At 60.5% G+C, this 16,740-nt stretch carries 15 protein-coding genes; 11 read left to right on the top strand and 4 right to left on the bottom strand.

Going from position 1 to position 16,740, the window contains the following annotated elements; translation table 11 throughout:
• Position 1: 1 nt before the first annotated feature.
• The 7 genes from CUN63_RS24800 to CUN63_RS24770 all read left to right on the top strand — a co-directional run bounded on the left by CUN63_RS24800 (position 2) and on the right by CUN63_RS24770 (position 7,349).
• Positions 2 to 646 (top strand): isochorismatase family cysteine hydrolase, encoded by a 645-nt coding sequence (locus CUN63_RS24800; protein ID WP_129443315.1) that lies wholly within the window; start codon positions 2 to 4, stop codon positions 644 to 646.
• Positions 643 to 1,974: a glutamine synthetase family protein gene (locus CUN63_RS24795; RefSeq protein ID WP_129443313.1), complete on the top strand. Its 1,332-nt coding sequence runs from the start codon at positions 643 to 645 to the stop codon at positions 1,972 to 1,974. Before CUN63_RS24800 ends, CUN63_RS24795 begins: the two co-directional genes overlap by 4 nt.
• Positions 1,958 to 2,710: an N-formylglutamate amidohydrolase gene (locus tag CUN63_RS24790; protein WP_129443311.1), complete on the top strand. Its 753-nt coding sequence runs from the start codon at positions 1,958 to 1,960 to the stop codon at positions 2,708 to 2,710. Before CUN63_RS24795 ends, CUN63_RS24790 begins: the two co-directional genes overlap by 17 nt.
• A gap of 57 nt (positions 2,711 to 2,767) precedes the next feature.
• Positions 2,768 to 4,117, top strand: a complete 1,350-nt coding sequence (locus CUN63_RS24785) for an APC family permease (protein ID WP_129443309.1) — start codon at positions 2,768 to 2,770, stop codon at positions 4,115 to 4,117.
• A 119-nt stretch (positions 4,118 to 4,236) separates the two neighbouring features.
• Positions 4,237 to 5,253 carry an arginine N-succinyltransferase gene (locus tag CUN63_RS24780; protein ID WP_129443307.1) on the top strand — a complete coding sequence of 339 codons (1,017 nt, stop codon included), beginning with the start codon at positions 4,237 to 4,239 and terminating at the stop codon, positions 5,251 to 5,253.
• A 61-nt stretch (positions 5,254 to 5,314) separates the two neighbouring features.
• Positions 5,315 to 6,349, top strand: coding sequence for an arginine N-succinyltransferase (gene astA / locus CUN63_RS24775; RefSeq protein ID WP_129443305.1), 1,035 nt, complete (start codon positions 5,315 to 5,317; stop codon positions 6,347 to 6,349).
• A gap of 130 nt (positions 6,350 to 6,479) precedes the next feature.
• Positions 6,480 to 7,349 carry an oxaloacetate decarboxylase gene (locus CUN63_RS24770; RefSeq protein WP_129443303.1) on the top strand — a complete coding sequence of 290 codons (870 nt, stop codon included), beginning with the start codon at positions 6,480 to 6,482 and terminating at the stop codon, positions 7,347 to 7,349.
• 98 nt (positions 7,350 to 7,447) lie between these two features.
• Here the strand turns inward: CUN63_RS24770 and CUN63_RS24765 are convergent, their stop codons facing one another.
• The 3 genes from CUN63_RS24765 to CUN63_RS24755 all read right to left on the bottom strand — a co-directional run bounded on the left by CUN63_RS24765 (position 7,448) and on the right by CUN63_RS24755 (position 10,656).
• Positions 7,448 to 7,750 carry a hypothetical protein gene (locus tag CUN63_RS24765; RefSeq protein WP_129443301.1) on the bottom strand — a complete coding sequence of 101 codons (303 nt, stop codon included), beginning with the start codon at positions 7,748 to 7,750 and terminating at the stop codon, positions 7,448 to 7,450.
• A 356-nt stretch (positions 7,751 to 8,106) separates the two neighbouring features.
• Entirely contained in the window at positions 8,107 to 9,348 is a 1,242-nt protein-coding gene (locus CUN63_RS24760; protein WP_129443299.1) for a M20/M25/M40 family metallo-hydrolase, read from the bottom strand.
• Positions 9,349 to 9,582: 234 nt separating this feature from the next.
• Positions 9,583 to 10,656 (bottom strand): diguanylate cyclase, encoded by a 1,074-nt coding sequence (locus tag CUN63_RS24755; RefSeq protein ID WP_129443297.1) that lies wholly within the window; start codon positions 10,654 to 10,656, stop codon positions 9,583 to 9,585.
• Between the two features lie 193 nt (positions 10,657 to 10,849).
• On the opposite strand from CUN63_RS24755, the gene CUN63_RS24750 reads away from it, so the two are divergent.
• From CUN63_RS24750 to CUN63_RS24740, 3 genes are all read left to right on the top strand, one after another.
• The gene (locus tag CUN63_RS24750; protein ID WP_129443295.1) at positions 10,850 to 12,304 is read left to right on the top strand and encodes an NAD(P)/FAD-dependent oxidoreductase; all 1,455 of its coding nucleotides are present in this window, start codon (positions 10,850 to 10,852) and stop codon (positions 12,302 to 12,304) included.
• A gap of 22 nt (positions 12,305 to 12,326) precedes the next feature.
• The gene (locus tag CUN63_RS24745) at positions 12,327 to 13,268 is read left to right on the top strand and encodes an alpha/beta fold hydrolase (RefSeq protein WP_129443293.1); all 942 of its coding nucleotides are present in this window, start codon (positions 12,327 to 12,329) and stop codon (positions 13,266 to 13,268) included.
• 252 nt (positions 13,269 to 13,520) lie between these two features.
• Positions 13,521 to 14,906 (top strand): VOC family protein, encoded by a 1,386-nt coding sequence (locus CUN63_RS24740; protein ID WP_129443291.1) that lies wholly within the window; start codon positions 13,521 to 13,523, stop codon positions 14,904 to 14,906.
• Positions 14,907 to 15,062: 156 nt separating this feature from the next.
• On the opposite strand, the gene CUN63_RS24735 is transcribed toward CUN63_RS24740, so the two are convergent.
• Complete coding sequence (locus CUN63_RS24735) at positions 15,063 to 15,740, bottom strand: type 1 glutamine amidotransferase domain-containing protein (protein ID WP_129443289.1); 678 nt, start codon at positions 15,738 to 15,740, stop codon at positions 15,063 to 15,065.
• Positions 15,741 to 16,185: 445 nt separating this feature from the next.
• Between CUN63_RS24735 and CUN63_RS24730 the strand changes: the two genes are divergently transcribed.
• Entirely contained in the window at positions 16,186 to 16,701 is a 516-nt protein-coding gene (locus CUN63_RS24730) for an Hcp family type VI secretion system effector (RefSeq protein WP_054051032.1), read from the top strand.
• The last annotated feature ends 39 nt before the right edge of the window (positions 16,702 to 16,740 follow it).

The following is a 16,740-nucleotide window of genomic DNA, read 5'->3' as shown; positions in this document are numbered from 1 at the left end:
GATGTTCACGCTCCCCCACCACTCGCCCCGGGATTTGCCATTCGTCACCGATCACACCGCGCTGTTGCTGGTGGACATGCAACGCGCCTGGCTTGAACCGCAGTTCGACCCGCACCTCAACGGACCGGACGCCGAGTACTTCCTGACCCGCACCCACATGCAGGTGGTGCCCAATCAACGCCGGCTGCTCAGCGCCTTTCGCAGCGCCCGGCAAAACGTGCTGCACACGATCATCGAAAGCCTCACCGCCGACGGCCGCGACCGCTCGCTGGACCACAAACTCTCGGACATGCACTTGCCCAAGGGCAGCCCGCAAGCGCGGATCATCGACGACCTGACCCCGGCAGAAAACGAAATCGTGCTGCCCAAGACCTCGTCCGGGGTCTTCAACTCCACCCACATCGACTACGTGCTGCGTAACCTCGGGACGCGGCATCTGATCATCGCCGGCATCGTCACCGACCAGTGCGTGGACATGGCCGTGCGTGACGCCGCGGACCGCGGCTACCTGGTAACGCTGGTGGAAGATGCCTGCGCGACTTACACACCCGCGCGGCATCAGGCCTGCCTGAATGCAATCAAGGGTTACTGCTGGATCACCGACACCCAGACTGTGCTCGGCCGGTTGCAGGAGATGCAGCCATGAGCGAGCGCCTGTTGCCACTGCCCATGACCACCCTCGTCACCACCGACCTGATCGGCGTGACACGCGGGCGCTCCTTTCCCACGGACGAACTCGAGCACTATCAAAGGACGGGGTGTGGCTGGGTGCCGGCCAACAGTGCGCTGACCCCGCAAGACATCATCGCCTACGCCAACCCGTGGGGCGCTTATGGCGATTTGCGGCTGATGCCCGATCTGCCCAGCCGAGTGACGGTCAGTAACGGCCCGGATGCCAACGCTCCGGCGCTGGATTTTATTCACAGTGACATTCGCGAAACCGATGGCCGCCCATGGGGTGCCTGCCCGCGTACGGTGTTGCGCGACGAGGTAGAGCGTTATCGCGCCGAGTTGGGCTTGCAGGTCAATGCGGCGTTCGAGCATGAATTCAACTTGAACACCGGCGACGTTGAACACCTGGCGTTTTCTCTGCAAGCCCAGCGTCAGGGTGCCGAGTTTGGCGGTTGGCTGCTCAGCGCCCTGCGTGCCGGTGGCGTCGAGCCAGAAATGTTCCTGCCCGAGTACGGCAAGCATCAATACGAAATCACCTGTCGCCCGACCCTGGGTGTGGCCGCTGCCGACCGCGCGGTGAACGTTCGTGAAATCACCCGAGAGATCGCCCGGCAAATGGGCCTGGCGTTGAGCTTCGCGCCCAAGACCTCGGAGCACGCGGTGTGCAACGGCGTGCACCTGCACATCAGCCTGCTGGACCTGTCTGGCCAACCGGTGATGTACGACGCCGGCACCACCAATGGCTTGTCGACCCTCGGCCAGCACTGGGCCGCCGGCATCCTGCATCACCTGCCCGCACTCTGTGCGTTTACCGCGCCGACGCCGGTGTCTTACGAGCGTTTGCAGCCTCATCACTGGAGCGCGTCCTACGCGTGCCTCGGGCAACGCAACCGCGAAGCGGCGCTGCGAATCTGCCCGACGACAAGCCTGGGCGGAAAATCGGTGGCGTCGCAATACAACCTGGAATTTCGCGCCATGGACGCGACGTCCTCGCCGCACCTGGCCATGGCCGCGCTGCTGATTGCCGGTCGGCTGGGCATCGAGCAACGCCTGGCCTTGAATGCAATCACCGATGAAGTCCCCGACTCCTTGAACGAAGAGCAACGCCAGGCGCGCGGCATCGTCGCCCTGCCCGCGTCCCTTGCCCAGGCCCTGGACTGCCTGCGCAACAGCGAGGCACTGATTGAAGCCCTGCCGAGCGCGTTGCTGGACACCTACTTTGCCCTTAAAACCGAGGAACTGACGCTGACGGAACAGCTGTCGCCCGCCGAACGCTGTGAGCACTATGCGCGCCTGTACTGAATCCGCTGAGCTCGGTCTATACACCGAGCCCGCGTACACCTTGAGCCGGGAAGATTCTGGCCACCCGTTGATTCTGGTGTGCGAGCACGCCAGCCGTTTTATTCCGGCCGGGTTAAATGACCTGGGCCTGAGTCACGAGGCGGCCCGCGAGCACATCGCCTGGGACATCGGTGCCCTGGCGTTGGCCGAGGGCTTGTCCCAGGCACTGGGCGCAACCTTGTTGGCGGCCAATTATTCGCGACTGTTGGTCGACCTCAACCGACCGCGCCAAGCGCCGGACAGCATTCCGGCGCAGAGCGAGATTTATCAGGTACCAGGAAATCGGGATCTGGACGAAGCCACCCGCGAGTACCGTCGGCAAACCCTGTTCGAGCCGTTTCACTCGCGTCTGACAGACTTGATCGACGAACGTGTCGCTGAAGGGCGGCCGGTGCGGGTGGTGGGAATTCACAGTTTCACGCCGGTCTATCACGGCCAGCCCCGCGCGCTTGAAGTTGGCGTGTTGTATAGAGAGGCCAAGGAATATGCCCAGCGTTTGATCGATGGCTTGAGCCAGCACCCATTGAAAGTTGCCGGTAATGAGCCGTACAAAATCAACCCCCTGGGCGACATGACCGTGCCGGTCCACGGCGATGCACGCGGCCTGGAGTCGGTGTTGATCGAGGTGCGCAACGACCTGCTGCGCACGCCTGAAGACGTCAGTCGCTTTACCGAATACCTGGCACCGCTGCTGTAAAGGAATCGCTTCAAACTCGCAGCTTGTAGCTGCGTTCATATCAAGGAGAACGGCTTCATGGAAATAGAAGAATTCGGCTACAAGCAAGAGTTGAAACGCAGCCTGTCGCTGACCGACCTGGTGGTGTACGGGATGATCTTCATGATCCCCATCGCACCGTTTGGTGTTTATGGCTACGTCAACGCCGAGGCACCGGGGCTGGTACCGCTGGCCTACATCATCGGCATGGTGGCGATGCTCTTCACTGCCCTGAGTTACGGCAGCATGGCTCGGGCCTTTCCGATTGCCGGTTCGGTTTACTCCTACGCGCAACGGGGCCTGAACCAGCACGTAGGGTTTATCGCCGGTTGGCTGATGCTCCTCGATTACCTGCTGATTCCGCCGCTGCTGTATGTGTACGCGGCCATGGCCCTGAATCATTTGTACCCGGACATTCCGAAGGTCGGTTTCATCCTGGCCTTCCTGGTCAGCGCGACGTTCGTCAACTTGCGGGGCATCACCTTCACCGCGCGAATGAACATCATCTTTCTGCTGGCGCAACTGGTGGTGCTGGGGATCTTCCTGTTCTACGCCTGGAACGCGCTGCACAGTGGCGGCGGTAACGGTCAGTTGACACTGGCGCCGTTGTACAACCCCGAGACGTTCAACTTCGCCCTGCTGATGCAAGCGGTGTCGATTGCGGTGCTGTCGTTCCTCGGTTTCGATGCGATTTCCACCCTCGCCGAAGAGATCAAGGGTGACCCGGGCCGCAGCGTCGGCAAGGCCGCGCTGATCACGCTGGTGGTCATGGGTGTGATCTTCGTCGTGCAGACCTGGATTGCGACAGATCTGGCGGCCGGCATGGGTTTCAAATCGGCTGACACGGCTTTTTATGAAATCGCTGAACTCGCGGCCGGCAGCTGGCTGGCCATCCTGACCGCCGTGGCTACTGCGCTGGCCTGGGGTGTTGCGGTGGCAATCACCTCCCAAGCGGCAGTGTCTCGTCTGCTGTTCGGCATGGCCCGGGACGGCAAGCTGCCAAAGGTACTGGCCAAGGTTCACCCCAAACACAACACGCCGTATGTGAGCATCTACCTGGTGGCCGTGCTGTCGCTGGTGATCTGCTACCTGTTCATCAACTCGGTGGACACCCTCACCTCGCTGGTGAATTTCGGCGCACTGAGCGGTTTCATGTTGCTGCACCTGACGGTCATCAACTACTACTGGCGTCGGCAGAAATCCGGCCAGGTGATCCGTCACCTGATCTGCCCGGCGATCGGCTTCATCATCGTCGCGGCGATCATGTACAACATGGGCGTCGATGCACAGAAACTCGGTCTGATCTGGATTGCCCTGGGCCTGGTCTACCTGTTTGTACTCAACAAGGTGGGCACCCGCACGGTACTGCCCGACCCAAGCAACGGCTGACAAGAAAAAGAGCGGCGTCTGACAAAAAATCAGGCGACCGCCGATTTAACGCGTGGAAACCGACAGTGATAGTCAGGTTCGGTGCCAACCGCCGAACCCTTTGATACAGGAGTGCATCCATGCTGGTCTTACGCCCAGTCGAGTTAACCGACCTGCCCCAGTTGCAGCAACTGGCGCGCGACAGTCTGGTAGGCGTCACGTCCTTGCCGGACGACACCGAATGCCTGCGCGAGAAGATTCTCGATTCCTGCGCCTCATTCGAAAAAGACGTTGAGGGTCATGGCCCGGAGAACTATTTCTTCGTGCTGGAAGATCTGACCCGAGAGCGTTTGGTGGGTTGCTCGGAGATCCTTGCCACCGCCGGTTTCAGCGAGCCGTTCTACAGCCTGCGCAACCGGCATTTCACCAGCGCCTCGCGGGAGCTGAACATCGAGCACGGCGTGCCCGCGCTGTCGTTGTGTCACGACCTCAGCGGCCATACCTTGCTGCGAGGTTTTCATATTGACGCAGCGCTGGTGCGAACACGGTTCTCTGAACTGCTGTCCCGGGCACGGCTGTTGTTCATCGCCGCCCACTCGCGGCGCTTTGCCGAAGCCGTCATTACAGAGATCGTCGGCTTCAGCAGCGATGAAGGGCACTCGCCGTTCTGGGATGCCGTGGGCAAGCACTTCTTCGACCTGCCCTACGCCGAGGCCGAGCGGCTTTGCGGCCTGGAAAGCCGAACCTTCCTCGCCGAACTGATGCCTCAATACCCAATCTACGTGCCGATGCTGCCCCAGGCTGCACAGGACAGCATCGGCCGCATCCACCCCGATGGCCAGGAAGCCTTCGATATCCTCGAACGCGAAGGCTTCGAAACCAACAGCTATATCGACCTGTTCGACGGCGGTCCGACGCTGTATGCACGCACTCCCGGCATCCGCTCCATCGCCCAGAGCCAGACCGGCACGGCGGAACCGGGCTCGCAGATCGATGCCCGTGGCAGCTATCTGGTGAGCAACGATTCGCTGAAGGACTATCGCGCCATCGTCGCCGATCTGGATTACCAGGCCGGGCAACCTGTGGGGTTGAGCGCCGAGATGTGCGCCGCCCTGAACGTGACCGAAGGCAGCCCGATCCGGCTGATCGCCCTGTGAGCATCACCCGGCCCCGCGCCCAACGACAGCGCCCGAGCGGGCGTGCAGAAGGAGTTGCATCATGATTGTCCGCCCGGTTCACGTCACCGACCTGCCCGCCTTGCTGAACCTGGTGCACCAGGCTGGCCCCGGCTTCACCACCCTGCCGGCCAACGAGGAACGCCTGACCCACCGGGTGCGCTGGGCCCAACGAACCTTCGCCGAACAGGTCGAACGCGCCGATGCCGATTACCTCTTCGTGCTCGAAGACGACGATCAGCAACTGGTGGGCGTCAGTGCCCTGGTGGGCGCCGTGGGCCTGCGTGAGCCCTGGTACAACTACCGGGTCGGGCTTACGGTCAGTTCGTCACCGGACCTGGGTATCCGGCGACAGATTCCGACGTTGTTCCTGAACAATGAAATGACCGGCCAATCGGAGATTTGCTCGCTGTTTCTGCGACCCGATCAACGCCACGGCAGTAACGGTCGATTGCTGTCGTTGGGGCGTTTGTTGTTTGTTGCCGAGTTTCCGCACCTGTTCGGCGACAAACTCATCGCCGAACTGCGTGGCAGCGCCGACGAACATGGCTGTTCACCGTTCTGGGACAGCCTGGGCCGGCACTTCTTCAAGATGGATTTCAACCACGCCGATCACTTGTCGGGGCTGGGCAGCAAGTCGTTCATCGCTGAACTGATGCCACGCCAACCGCTCTACACCTGCCTGCTTACCGAACAGGCCCAGGCCGTGATCGGCAAGGCGCACCCGAACACTGAACCGGCGCTGAAAATCCTCACCGCCGAAGGGTTTGCCCATAAGGGTTACATCGACATCTTCGACGCCGGCCCGGTGATCGAAGCCCCGGTCTCGAATATTCGTGCCGTGCGCGACAGCCAACCGCTGCTGCTGGCCATCGGCACACCCGACGAGCAGGCCCCGGTGTGGCTGATCCATAACCGTCGCCTGGAGAACTGCCGCATCACCGCCGCCCAGGCCAGGCAGGTGGGCAACAGCCTGATCGTCGACCGCCTCACCGCCAAACGCCTGCAACTGCAACCCGGCAACTCGGTACGCGCCGTGCCGCTGCTCAATCAACAACAGCAGTCGGTGGCGGCGTGAGCGACGGTGGTCCATCCGCCTCTGCAAATTCGTCATCATCCTTCCCCCGCTCGCGTGATAGCCTTTTGTTCCTTCGGCGTTGACACTTTTGCTCAAGCCCTTCCATTCCCATTGCAGTGGTGGAACTCATATGTCCAGGCTTTCTCATCAAGATTTACGCCGTAACTTTCGCGAGCTGTTCGCCTCCAACGCCTGCTATCACACGGCGTCGGTCTTCGACCCGATGTCGGCCCGCATTGCCGCTGACCTGGGTTTTGAAGTGGGGATCCTGGGCGGTTCAGTCGCATCGTTGCAGGTACTGGGCGCCCCCGACTTTGCCTTGATCACCCTCAGCGAGTTTGCCGAGCAGGCCACTCGCATTGGCCGTGTCGCCCAATTGCCGGTCATCGCCGACGCCGACCACGGCTACGGCAACGCGCTCAACGTCATGCGCACCATCGTCGAACTCGAACGTGCCGGTGTGGCCGCCCTGACCATCGAAGACACGCTCCTGCCCGCCCAGTTCGGCCGCAAGTCCACTGACCTGATCGGGGTGGCGGAAGGCGTCGGCAAGATTCGTGCGGCACTGGAAGCACGGGTCGATTCGGAAATGGCAATCATCGCCCGCACCAACGCCGGGATCCTGCCGGTGCAGGAAGTCATCAGCCGTACCTGTCATTACCAGCAGGCCGGTGCGGACGGGATTTGCATGGTGGGCGTGCGGGACTTCGACCACCTCGAACAAATCGCCGAGCACCTGAGCGTGCCGCTGATGCTGGTCACCTATGGCAATCCGTTGCTGCGCGACGATAAACGCCTGGCCGAACTGGGTGTGCGCGTCACCATCGATGGTCACGGCGCCTACTTCGCCGCGATCAAGGCCACGTATGACAGCCTGCGGGAACAGCGGCAGATCTTTAATCAGGCGTCGGACCTGAGCGCTACCGAACTGACCCACACCTATACGCAGCCTGAGGAATACATCCGTTGGGCGGAAGAGTTTATGAGCGTGAAGGAGTAACCGATTCCACCGAAAAGATCGCAGCCTTCGGCAGCTCCTACAGGGTGTACGCCATCTCTATGTAGGAGCTGCCGCAGGCTGCGATCTTTTGATCTTGCCTACACCGCGGCTTTGAACTCCACCTCCCGCTGCAACGCCCGCGCCTGAACCACATCCAGCATCGCGCAGCCTTCGCGCATCAGCAGATGAACCGCCCGGGTAACGCGCATCAGATCGCAATCGGAAATGTCTTTGAGGTTCAGGCTGGACAAGGTGTCCGCCAGATCGCGAACGACGGTGAAGCGATGCGCAGCGCAAGCGGCGATGTCGCTGAGTTCTTTGTGGGTGTTGATGAAGAGCACCGGGGTTTCGGCGTCGTAGGTGTCGATGGGGAGGTAACGGGGCATGACTTGGTCGAACATGGGTTTAACTCCAGGTTTAGCTACCACCGTTCGCGGCCAAGCGAATGTAAGGTGGCAGCCGTGTGCGGGTTGGCCGACCGGTACCTGAAAGACCCGGCACACCCGAAGGTGTCCCACGCACAGCCGCCATAACACACCATTTCAGACGTAATAAACGTCTGAAATGGTGTTATGGACGCTGAAGCATTCCTAAACTCGACCGGCCAAGGTCGTTCGCGGTGTTTTCCGCGAGCCCGAACTATAGGGGTCGATGCCGAAACGCGGCAACAGGGTACGTCGTAGGAAACGTCTTGGAAAGTTGTGAGCCACACAATGATCGTTCCCACGCTCTGGCGCGGGAACGATCAGCAGTGAGATCAGCGCTTGGCCAACTCCATAATCATCCGCGACAACAGATAAATCCGCGGCGCCACGCTCTCAACCTCCGCGTATTCCTCCGGCGTATGAATATTCCCGCCAACAATCCCGAACCCATCCAGCGTCGGCGTACCCACGCCCGCTGACAGGCTGGCATCCGCCGCCCCACCGCTACCTTCTTCCGTCAACTTGCGGCCAATTTCACCGTAAATCCCCTGAGCCATGGCCATCAGCCGATCCGATTCCGGCGTTTGCGGCATCGGCGGCAATCCGCGCTGCAGTGTGGTGGTGACTTCTGTGTCAGCAATCAGCTTGTCTTTCGAAACCCGCGCCAGGTCCTTTTCGATCCGGTCAAACTCTTCCGGCACCGCTGCCCGCACGTCTGCCTTGGCGGTGGCTTGATCCGGAATCACGTTGGTGCGGTCGCCAGCCTTGAGCACGGTGAAGTTGATGGTGGTTTTCTTCTCCGCATCGCCCAGTTTGCCGAGCTGCAAAATCTGGTGTGCCGCTTCCATGGCGGCGTTGCGTCCCAGCTCCGGCGCGACACCGGCATGAGCCGCCTTACCCTTGACCTCGACCACCGCGGTGGCACTGCCTTTGCGCCACACCACCAGGCCATCCGCCGGGCGGCCGGGTTCGAGGTTGAGGGTGACGTCGTGGGCCTTGGCGGTTTTCTTGATCAGGTCGGTGGCGATGTCCGAGCCGGTTTCTTCGCTGGCGTCGAGCAGGAAGGTGATTTGCGCGTAGTCCTTGAAGTCGAGGTTTTTCAGGACTTTCAGCGCGTAGATCCCGGCAACGATGCCGCCCTTGTCATCCATCACGCCCGGTCCGTAGGCGCGGCCGTCCTTGATGTGGAACGGACGCTCGGCGGCCGAACCTTCCTTGAAGACGGTGTCCATGTGCGCCATCAACAGGATTTTTGCCTTGCCAGCGCCTTTCAGGGTCGCGATCACGTGGCTGCTTTTGTCCGGGGTATTGGGCACAAGCTCGATGGTCGCGCCGAGTTTTTTCAGTTCGTCGATGGCGATGTCGCGCACTTGGGTCAGGCCGGGCTCATAACCGGAACCGGAGTCGATGTTCACCAAACGTTCCAGTAACTTCAGGGCTTCACCCTTGTACTGTTCGGAATCGGCGAGGACTTGCTTGTGCGGTTCGGCGAAAACGGCGGGAGCGAAAGCGCCGAGGGCGAGGGTCAGGCCAAGGCTGGTGGCCAGTAGGGAGCGAGGGAGATTGAACGTCATGAATCGATCCTTGTTTCGTGTCGGGGGTGAAAAACACCCTACCTGACTACGGCGCAAGGCTCTAGACCCGATGCGACACTGAGCGTTCGGCTTTGGACCGAGTTGAAGCCATCGCGAGCAAGCTCGCTCCCACAGTGATCCGGGTGATCGCAAAATGTGGGCAGCACCCAGATCCCCTGTGGGAGCGAGCTTGCTCGCGATGGCGGAATGTCAGGCGACATTACTGGTGATGGATCACACCGAATCAAGTAATTCGTGATGCGGTTCGCCATCGCCGCAACAGATGACGCGGTTGCGACCGGTGGCTTGGGCTTCGTAGAGCGCCTGGTCGGCGTCGTTGAGCCACAGGGTTGCGTCGGTGTGTGCCGGGTTGAAGGCGGCCAGGCCGATGCTCAGGCTGACTGTCAGCGCCGGGCTCTGCTCATAACCCAAGGTGGCGAAGCGATCACGCAGGGCATCCATCACGGCCGCAGCGCTCGTGAGCGGAAGGTCCGGGAGGATCACGCAGAACTCGTCGCCACCGTAGCGCCCGGCAACATCCGCCGCGCGCAAGTTCTGCTTGAGCATTTTGCTCAACTGACGCAGGACGATGTCCCCGGCAACGTGGCCGTAGGTGTCGTTTATGGATTTGAAATGATCGATGTCGATCAGCGCAATCGCCCCGCCCTGCTGCTGACGCTTGCAACGCTGGAGTTCGACTTCCAGTTGATCCTTCCAGGCGCCGTGGTTCAGTAGGCCGGTGAGGCTGTCGGTGCGGCTCAGGGCCAGCAATTCACGCTTTTGTCGGCCGAGGGTGTGGGCCTGGCGGAAGCAGATCCAGCCCAATGCCAGCGGATACAAACACATCAAGGGCAAACAGGCATACATCTGCACTTGGCTGGTTTGCGGGATGAAGGAGGGGGAGAAAATCAGCAGTCCGACGCCTATCCCGAGAATCTGCGCCACGGTTCCCGCCAACAGGAAACGCAAACCGCCAATGGCCACGTTGTTCATCGCCATCATGGACAGGGTCGTCGCGCTGGGCAGCGGATTGAACTGCATGGCAGCGACCCAAAAGCCGCCGAGAAAGGCGTCCACCAGCAGGTTGCGGTGTTCAGCGTGATAAGGCACTTGCGCGCGGCGCGCCCATTGATAAGCCAAGTGCGGCCAGAGTACGGCGTTGAGCAGCATCGCCACCCAGACCCACGGTGCCGGGTTGAGTGGATACATCGCCGCGCTCACGAGCAACAGCCCCAAAGCTAATCCCAGGATTCGCGATGTATAAAGCCTCCTGGCCAGTGAAAGTCCTTTTCCTCCCGTTTTTCCCATAGGAGCCTCTGCGCCACAGAACGGAACCTGAAAACACTAGGGTTTCAAGTGTGGTGAGAGTCTATCAGGGTAACGTCAAATAGCCATCACCGGCTGGCGGTCTGAATACCCAGGCATAGCCATGAGGCGAGCGCCCAATGTTTGGCTATACATGAAAGGAGGGTTCGATCAATAACGATAAAAAAGGAGGCCCATGCAGACCTTTCAAGTGTTGATCATCGGCAGCGGTTTTGGCGGCCAGTGCGCGGCGATCAATTTGCTCAAGGCAGGCATCGACGATTTCCGCCTGCTGGAACGACGGGACTTTTTCGGCGGCACCTGGTGCCAAAACACCTACCCTGGTGCCGCGGTCGACGTGCCCTCGCCACTCTATTCGCTGTCCTTCGCGCCCTACCGCTGGACGCAAATGTTCGCCGAGCAGGCCGAACTGCACCACTACACCCAGTACGTGGTGGAGCACTTCGGCCTGCGAGACAAGGTGGAACTGCAGGCCAATGTCGAGCGCATCGAATGGGACGATGACGGCAAACGCTGGGCGGTGCACACCGCCAGCAAAGGCACGTTCCATGCGCAGTTCCTGATCAACGCCACCGGGCCGTTGAGCCAACCCGTGATTCCACACTTCGAGGGCCAGGAGCGGTTTCAGGGCAAGACTTTTCACACCAACAACTGGGATCACACCTACGATTACCGGCAAAAACGCGTGGCCATCGTTGGCAGCGGCGCCAGCGCGGCCCAGGTGATTCCGACGATTGCCCCGGACGTCGAGCATCTGCATGTGTTCCAGCGCACGCCTCACTGGGTATTGCCTCGGGCCGACCGTGCCTTTGGGCCATTCCAGCGTTGGTTACTGGGGCTCAAACCGGCCTACAAACTGTTGCGCTGGATGATCTACTGGCTGTTCGAAACCCGGGTGATTGCCTTCAAGTATTCGAAACCAGCGATCCGCTTGGTCCAGCAACACGCCCTGCGCTTCCTCAAACGGCAAGTGCCCGACCCCCAATTACGGCAAAAACTGACACCCGACTACGTCATCGGCTGCAAACGGGTGATCATCTCAAGCACCCTGTACCCGGCGCTGGGTCGCAGCAACGTGAGCCTGCACAGCCGCGAGCAAGGCATCGCCGCCATCGATGAAACCGGCATCGTCACCCAGGACGGCCAACACATCGACCTGGACCTGATCGTCTGGTCCACCGGTTACGACGCCACCGACGGGGTGATTTCCTACCCGGTCACCGGCAAAAACGGCACACAACTCAAAGATTTCTGGGCCCAGTATCCGCGGGCCTATCTCGGCACCAGCCTGCCGGACTTCCCCAACCTGTTTATCGTCACCGGCCCCAACACGGGCATTGGCCACACCTCGGCGCTGTTCATCATCGAGTCCCAGATGAATTACATTCTCGATTGCATCCGCACGTTAAAAGAACACGGTTTGCGCAGCATCGAAGTACGCCCCGAAGCAGAACGTACCTACACTGAAATGATCCACCGGGAGATGGAACGCACCGTATGGAAGTCCGGGGGCTGCCACAGTTGGTATCAAAGCAAGAGCGGTCATGTGATTGCGATGTTTCCGGGCTTCAGTTTCAGCTATCACCGGTTGACCAGGGCGCTGAAACCCGCCGATCACATTCTGTCCTGATCACGTAAAAGGAAGATGCCTGATGCTTTTGTTGGTTGTCGCTATCGCAGTTTTCGCGGCCTGGAGCTGGTTGAGTTACCCGGCCATCGGTTATTGGCTCTATGACTTGGACATGTCGATAGAGGCCAAGCTGTATGGACTGCACAAAATTGTCGTGCCGATCGCCGAAATGACCGTCTCGACCTGGCAAGGCGGGCCGTACGAAGCGTCCAGCAGCGTGCTGATGCTCCACGGCTACAGCGCCGACAAAAACATCTGGCTGCGTTTTGCCCGGCACTTTGTCGGCAACTATCGGGTGATCATCCCCGACATCGCCGGCCATGGCGAAACCGGCTTCAAGGCGGGCGGCGGCTACGACATTCCTTTGCAGGCCAAGCGGATGATCCAGTTGCTCGATGTCTGCGGCGTCGAGAAAGTCCACGTGATCGGCAACTCGATGGGCGGCTACATGGCAGCGTGGCTCGCGGCCACGTACCCGGATCGCATTGTTTCGGTGGCCCTGATCGACCCCGCGGGTGTCACCGCCCCCGAAGCCAGCGACCTGGAGCGGCATTTGGCCAAGGGCCACAACCCGTTCCTTATTCACTCAAGGGAAGAATTCCAGCGTTTCTACGCCATGACCATGGCCGAACCGCCGTGGGTACCCAAGGTGGTGCTGGACGCCATCGCGCAACGCTATGAACAGAGTCGCGATGAGCTGGAAGAAATCTTCAACGACTTCCGTGCCAGCCCGCCGATGGAGCCGAAACTGCCCGACATCAAGTGCCAGGCGCTGTTGCTGTGGGGACACAAGGACCGCTTGATCGATGTCAGCAGCGTGGCGATCTGGAGCAAAGGCATCGCCGATCTGCGAGTGGAAGTCTGGGACCACACCGGCCATATGCCGATGGTGGAACAACCGACGAACACGGCGCGGCTGTATCGGGAATTTTTGGCATCGCTGCGCTCGGAACTTCCGGTGTAGCAGCTGCCGAGCCTGCGAGGCTGCGTTCGGCTGCGCAGCAGTCGCAAACCCTGTATGCACGTTCCTTCTGACACACCACAGTGGCTGATTTCACGACTGCTTCGCAGCCGAACGCAGCCTCGCAGGCTCGGCAGCTGCTACAACAAGCAGTCCTTTGCAGAATGAAGTTCGTAAGATTCTTCGTTTGTCAGCGCCGCGCAAGGCTGCGATCTTTTCCCGCATCCTTTACGTCACCGCGCCAGGAATTCTTTCATGAGTCACCCGAACTTCGTCAGCCCTGACCTGATCCGCCAACGCTTCTCCAAAGCGATGTCCGACATGTACCGCGAAGAAGTGCCGCTGTACGGCGCGCTGATGGAACTGGTGGGACAGACCAACCGTCACGTGCTGGACAGCGATCCACAGATCGCCCGACAGTTGAACAGCACCGGTGAAATCCAGCGCCTGGACCTGGAGCGGCATGGCGCTATCCGTGTCGGCACCGCCGATGAACTGGCCACCCTCGCCCGGCTGTTTGCCGTGATGGGCATGCAACCGGTGGGTTATTACGACCTGACCCCGGCCGGCGTGCCGGTGCACTCCACGGCTTTTCGCGCGGTGCATGAAGCAGCGTTGCAGGTCAGCCCGTTCCGGGTATTCACCTCCCTGCTGCGCCTGGAACTGATCGACGACCTGGAACTGCGCGCGTTCGCCCAATCGGTGCTGGATAAGCGTTCGATCTTCACGCCCACTGCGCTGATTCTCATCGAGCGCGCCGAAACCCAGGGCGGCCTCACCGAACAGGAGGCCCAGGACTTCGTCGAACAGGCGTTGGAAACGTTCCGCTGGCATCACACCGCCACCGTGACCGCCGAGCAGTACCGCAAACTCAGCGCCCAGCATCGCCTGATCGCCGACGTGGTGGCGTTCACCGGCCCGCATATCAACCACCTGACGCCGCGCACCCTGGACATCGACATCGTCCAGGCGCAAATGCCTGCCCACGGCATCACCCCCAAAGCGGTGATCGAAGGCCCGCCCCGCCGTCAGTGCCCGATCCTGCTGCGCCAGACCAGTTTCAAGGCCCTGGACGAGCCTGTCGCCTTCACCGATCAAGCCGAGAATCGTGGCAGCCACAGCGCCCGTTTCGGCGAAATCGAGCAACGCGGTGCCGCGCTCACCCCCAAAGGCCGGGCGCTTTACGACCGTTTGCTCAACGTTGCCCGTGATGAGTTGAAAGACTTCCCCAACGAAGCCAACGCCGCTCGCTACAACGCGCTGATGGCGCAGCACTTTGCAGAATTCCCTGACACCGTTGAGGGCATGCGCCAACAGGAACTGGCGTACTTTCGCTACTTCGTCACGGAAAAAGGTTTGGGGGCCGATGAGCTGAAATCGTGGTCGCTGGAGGATCTGCTCAGCGGCGGGTATTTGCGGGTTGAACCGTTGGTGTACGAAGATTTCCTGCCAGTCAGCGCTGCGGGGATTTTTCAGTCGAACCTGGGCGATGCGGCGCAAACCCACTATGGTGTGCAATCGAACCGGCAGGTGTTCGAGAAGGCGCTGGGGCGATCGACGATTGATGAGTTGGCGTTGTATGCCGAGACGCAGCGGCGCTCGATCGAGGAATGTTTCGCAGCGTCGAGCCTCGCTGTCTGAAGCGTGGCACAAACATGTAGCAGCTGGCGCAGCCTGCGTCCGGCTGCGCAGCAGTCGTTGTATCCGCCGCCGCGGTCTTTCAGACACACCGTGTTTGCCGGTTTTACGACTGCTGCGCAGCCGAACGCAGGCTGCGCCAGCTGCTACACGTCAGATTTAGCGGAGCTTCGCCAATAGTTCTTGTGCCGCTGCTTCAGAGGAAGCCGGATTCTGACCGGTGATCAGCAAACCATCAGTGAGCACATAACTGGCCCAGTCAGCCCCCTTGGAATAAACACCCCCCTTCTCCTTAAGCATGTCCTCCACCAAAAACGGCACAACCTTCGTCAGTTGCACCGCCTCTTCCTCAGTGTTGGTAAACCCCGTCACGCGCTTGCCTTTGACCAGCGGCTGGCCGTCCGCGCCCTTGACGTGACGCAACACACCCGGTGCGTGGCAGACGGCCGCGACCGGTTTGCCCGCCTGGTAAAACGTCTCGATCAGAGCGATCGAAATTTTGTCTTCGGCCAAATCCCACAGCGGGCCATGGCCGCCCGGATAGAAAATCGCATCGTAATCTTCAGCTCTCGCGCTGCTCAGCAGAGCGGTAGACGCCAATGCGGACTGGGCGGCAGAGTCTTTGCGAAAGCGCTCGGTGGCCGCGGTTTGCGCGTCCGGCTCGTCGCTTTTTGGGTCCAGCGGCGGTTGGCCGCCCTTGGGCGAGGCCAGGGTCAACTGAGCGCCGGCGTCCTTGAAGGCGAAATACGGTGCGGCGAATTCTTCCAGCCAAAAGCCGGTTTTCTTACCCGTGTCACCCAATTGATCGTGTGACGTTAGAACCATCAGGATTTTCATGTCGTACTCCTTGAGTTCGCAGATGTTCATTTATCTCGGCGCTGAGTTTGACCTCCAGGCTGCAGTGTTCGTTGCACCTGTCACCCTAGCGCTTCTGCTGCCGGTTTTCGGCCAATGAGACGACTGGTCACCCGATGATGGCCAAGCGCCTTGATGCGCAAGAAGTTGCGCAATCAACGGTGCGAAAGCCCTTCCCGGGGGGCTGATCGCCCGGCCTGTCAGGCGCCCCAGCCAAGTGCGCAAGAAGTTGCGCAGTACTGCGCAACTTCTTGCGCACATTCACAGGCAATCGCTGCCGAACATTCTCCACGCGGCCGAAAAAACCTCTCAACCACCTGATTTATATAGCGTTAACCGTTTCTGGCACGGACCTTGATAACAGTCAGGCACCCACCGGGCGATACCGCCTCCCGGGCACCCTCAATTTTTAGCAAGGAGCACATCCATGGCTACACCAGCGTACATGTCCGTCACTGGCGAGAAACAAGGTCTGATCACTGCCGGCGCATTCACCGCCGACTCGGTTGGCAACACCTACCAGGAAGGTCACGAAGACCAGGTCATGGTTCAGGCTTTCAGCCACGACGTGATCATCCCGCGTGACCCACAGTCCGGCCAACCGACCGGTCAGCGCGTTCACAAGCCAGTCGTGATCACCAAGGTCTACGACAAGGCTTCGCCACTGCTGCAAGCTGCTCTGACCTCCGGCGAGCGCATGAGCGAAATCGTTATCCAGTGGTACCGCACTTCGGCTCAAGGTACCCAAGAGCACTACTACACCACCAAACTGGAAGACGCGATCATCGTCGCCATCAACAACAAAATGCACAACTGCCAGGACCCGTCGAACTCGCACTTCACTCACCTGGAAGAAGTGCAGTTCACCTACCGCAAAATCACCTGGACCCACGAAGTATCCGGTACTTCGGGTTCCGATGACTGGCGTCAGCCAGTCGCTTAATCGCGGCTGACCGCTTCACGCATCGGCCAGCTCTGCTGG

Origin of the sequence: Pseudomonas sp. ACM7 (genome assembly GCF_004136015.1) — a bacterium.
Classification (GTDB): Bacteria; Pseudomonadota; Gammaproteobacteria; order Pseudomonadales; family Pseudomonadaceae; genus Aquipseudomonas; species Aquipseudomonas frigoris.
The sequence above is the reverse complement of the archived record's forward strand: the minus strand, read 5'-3'. Positions and strand labels throughout refer to the sequence as shown.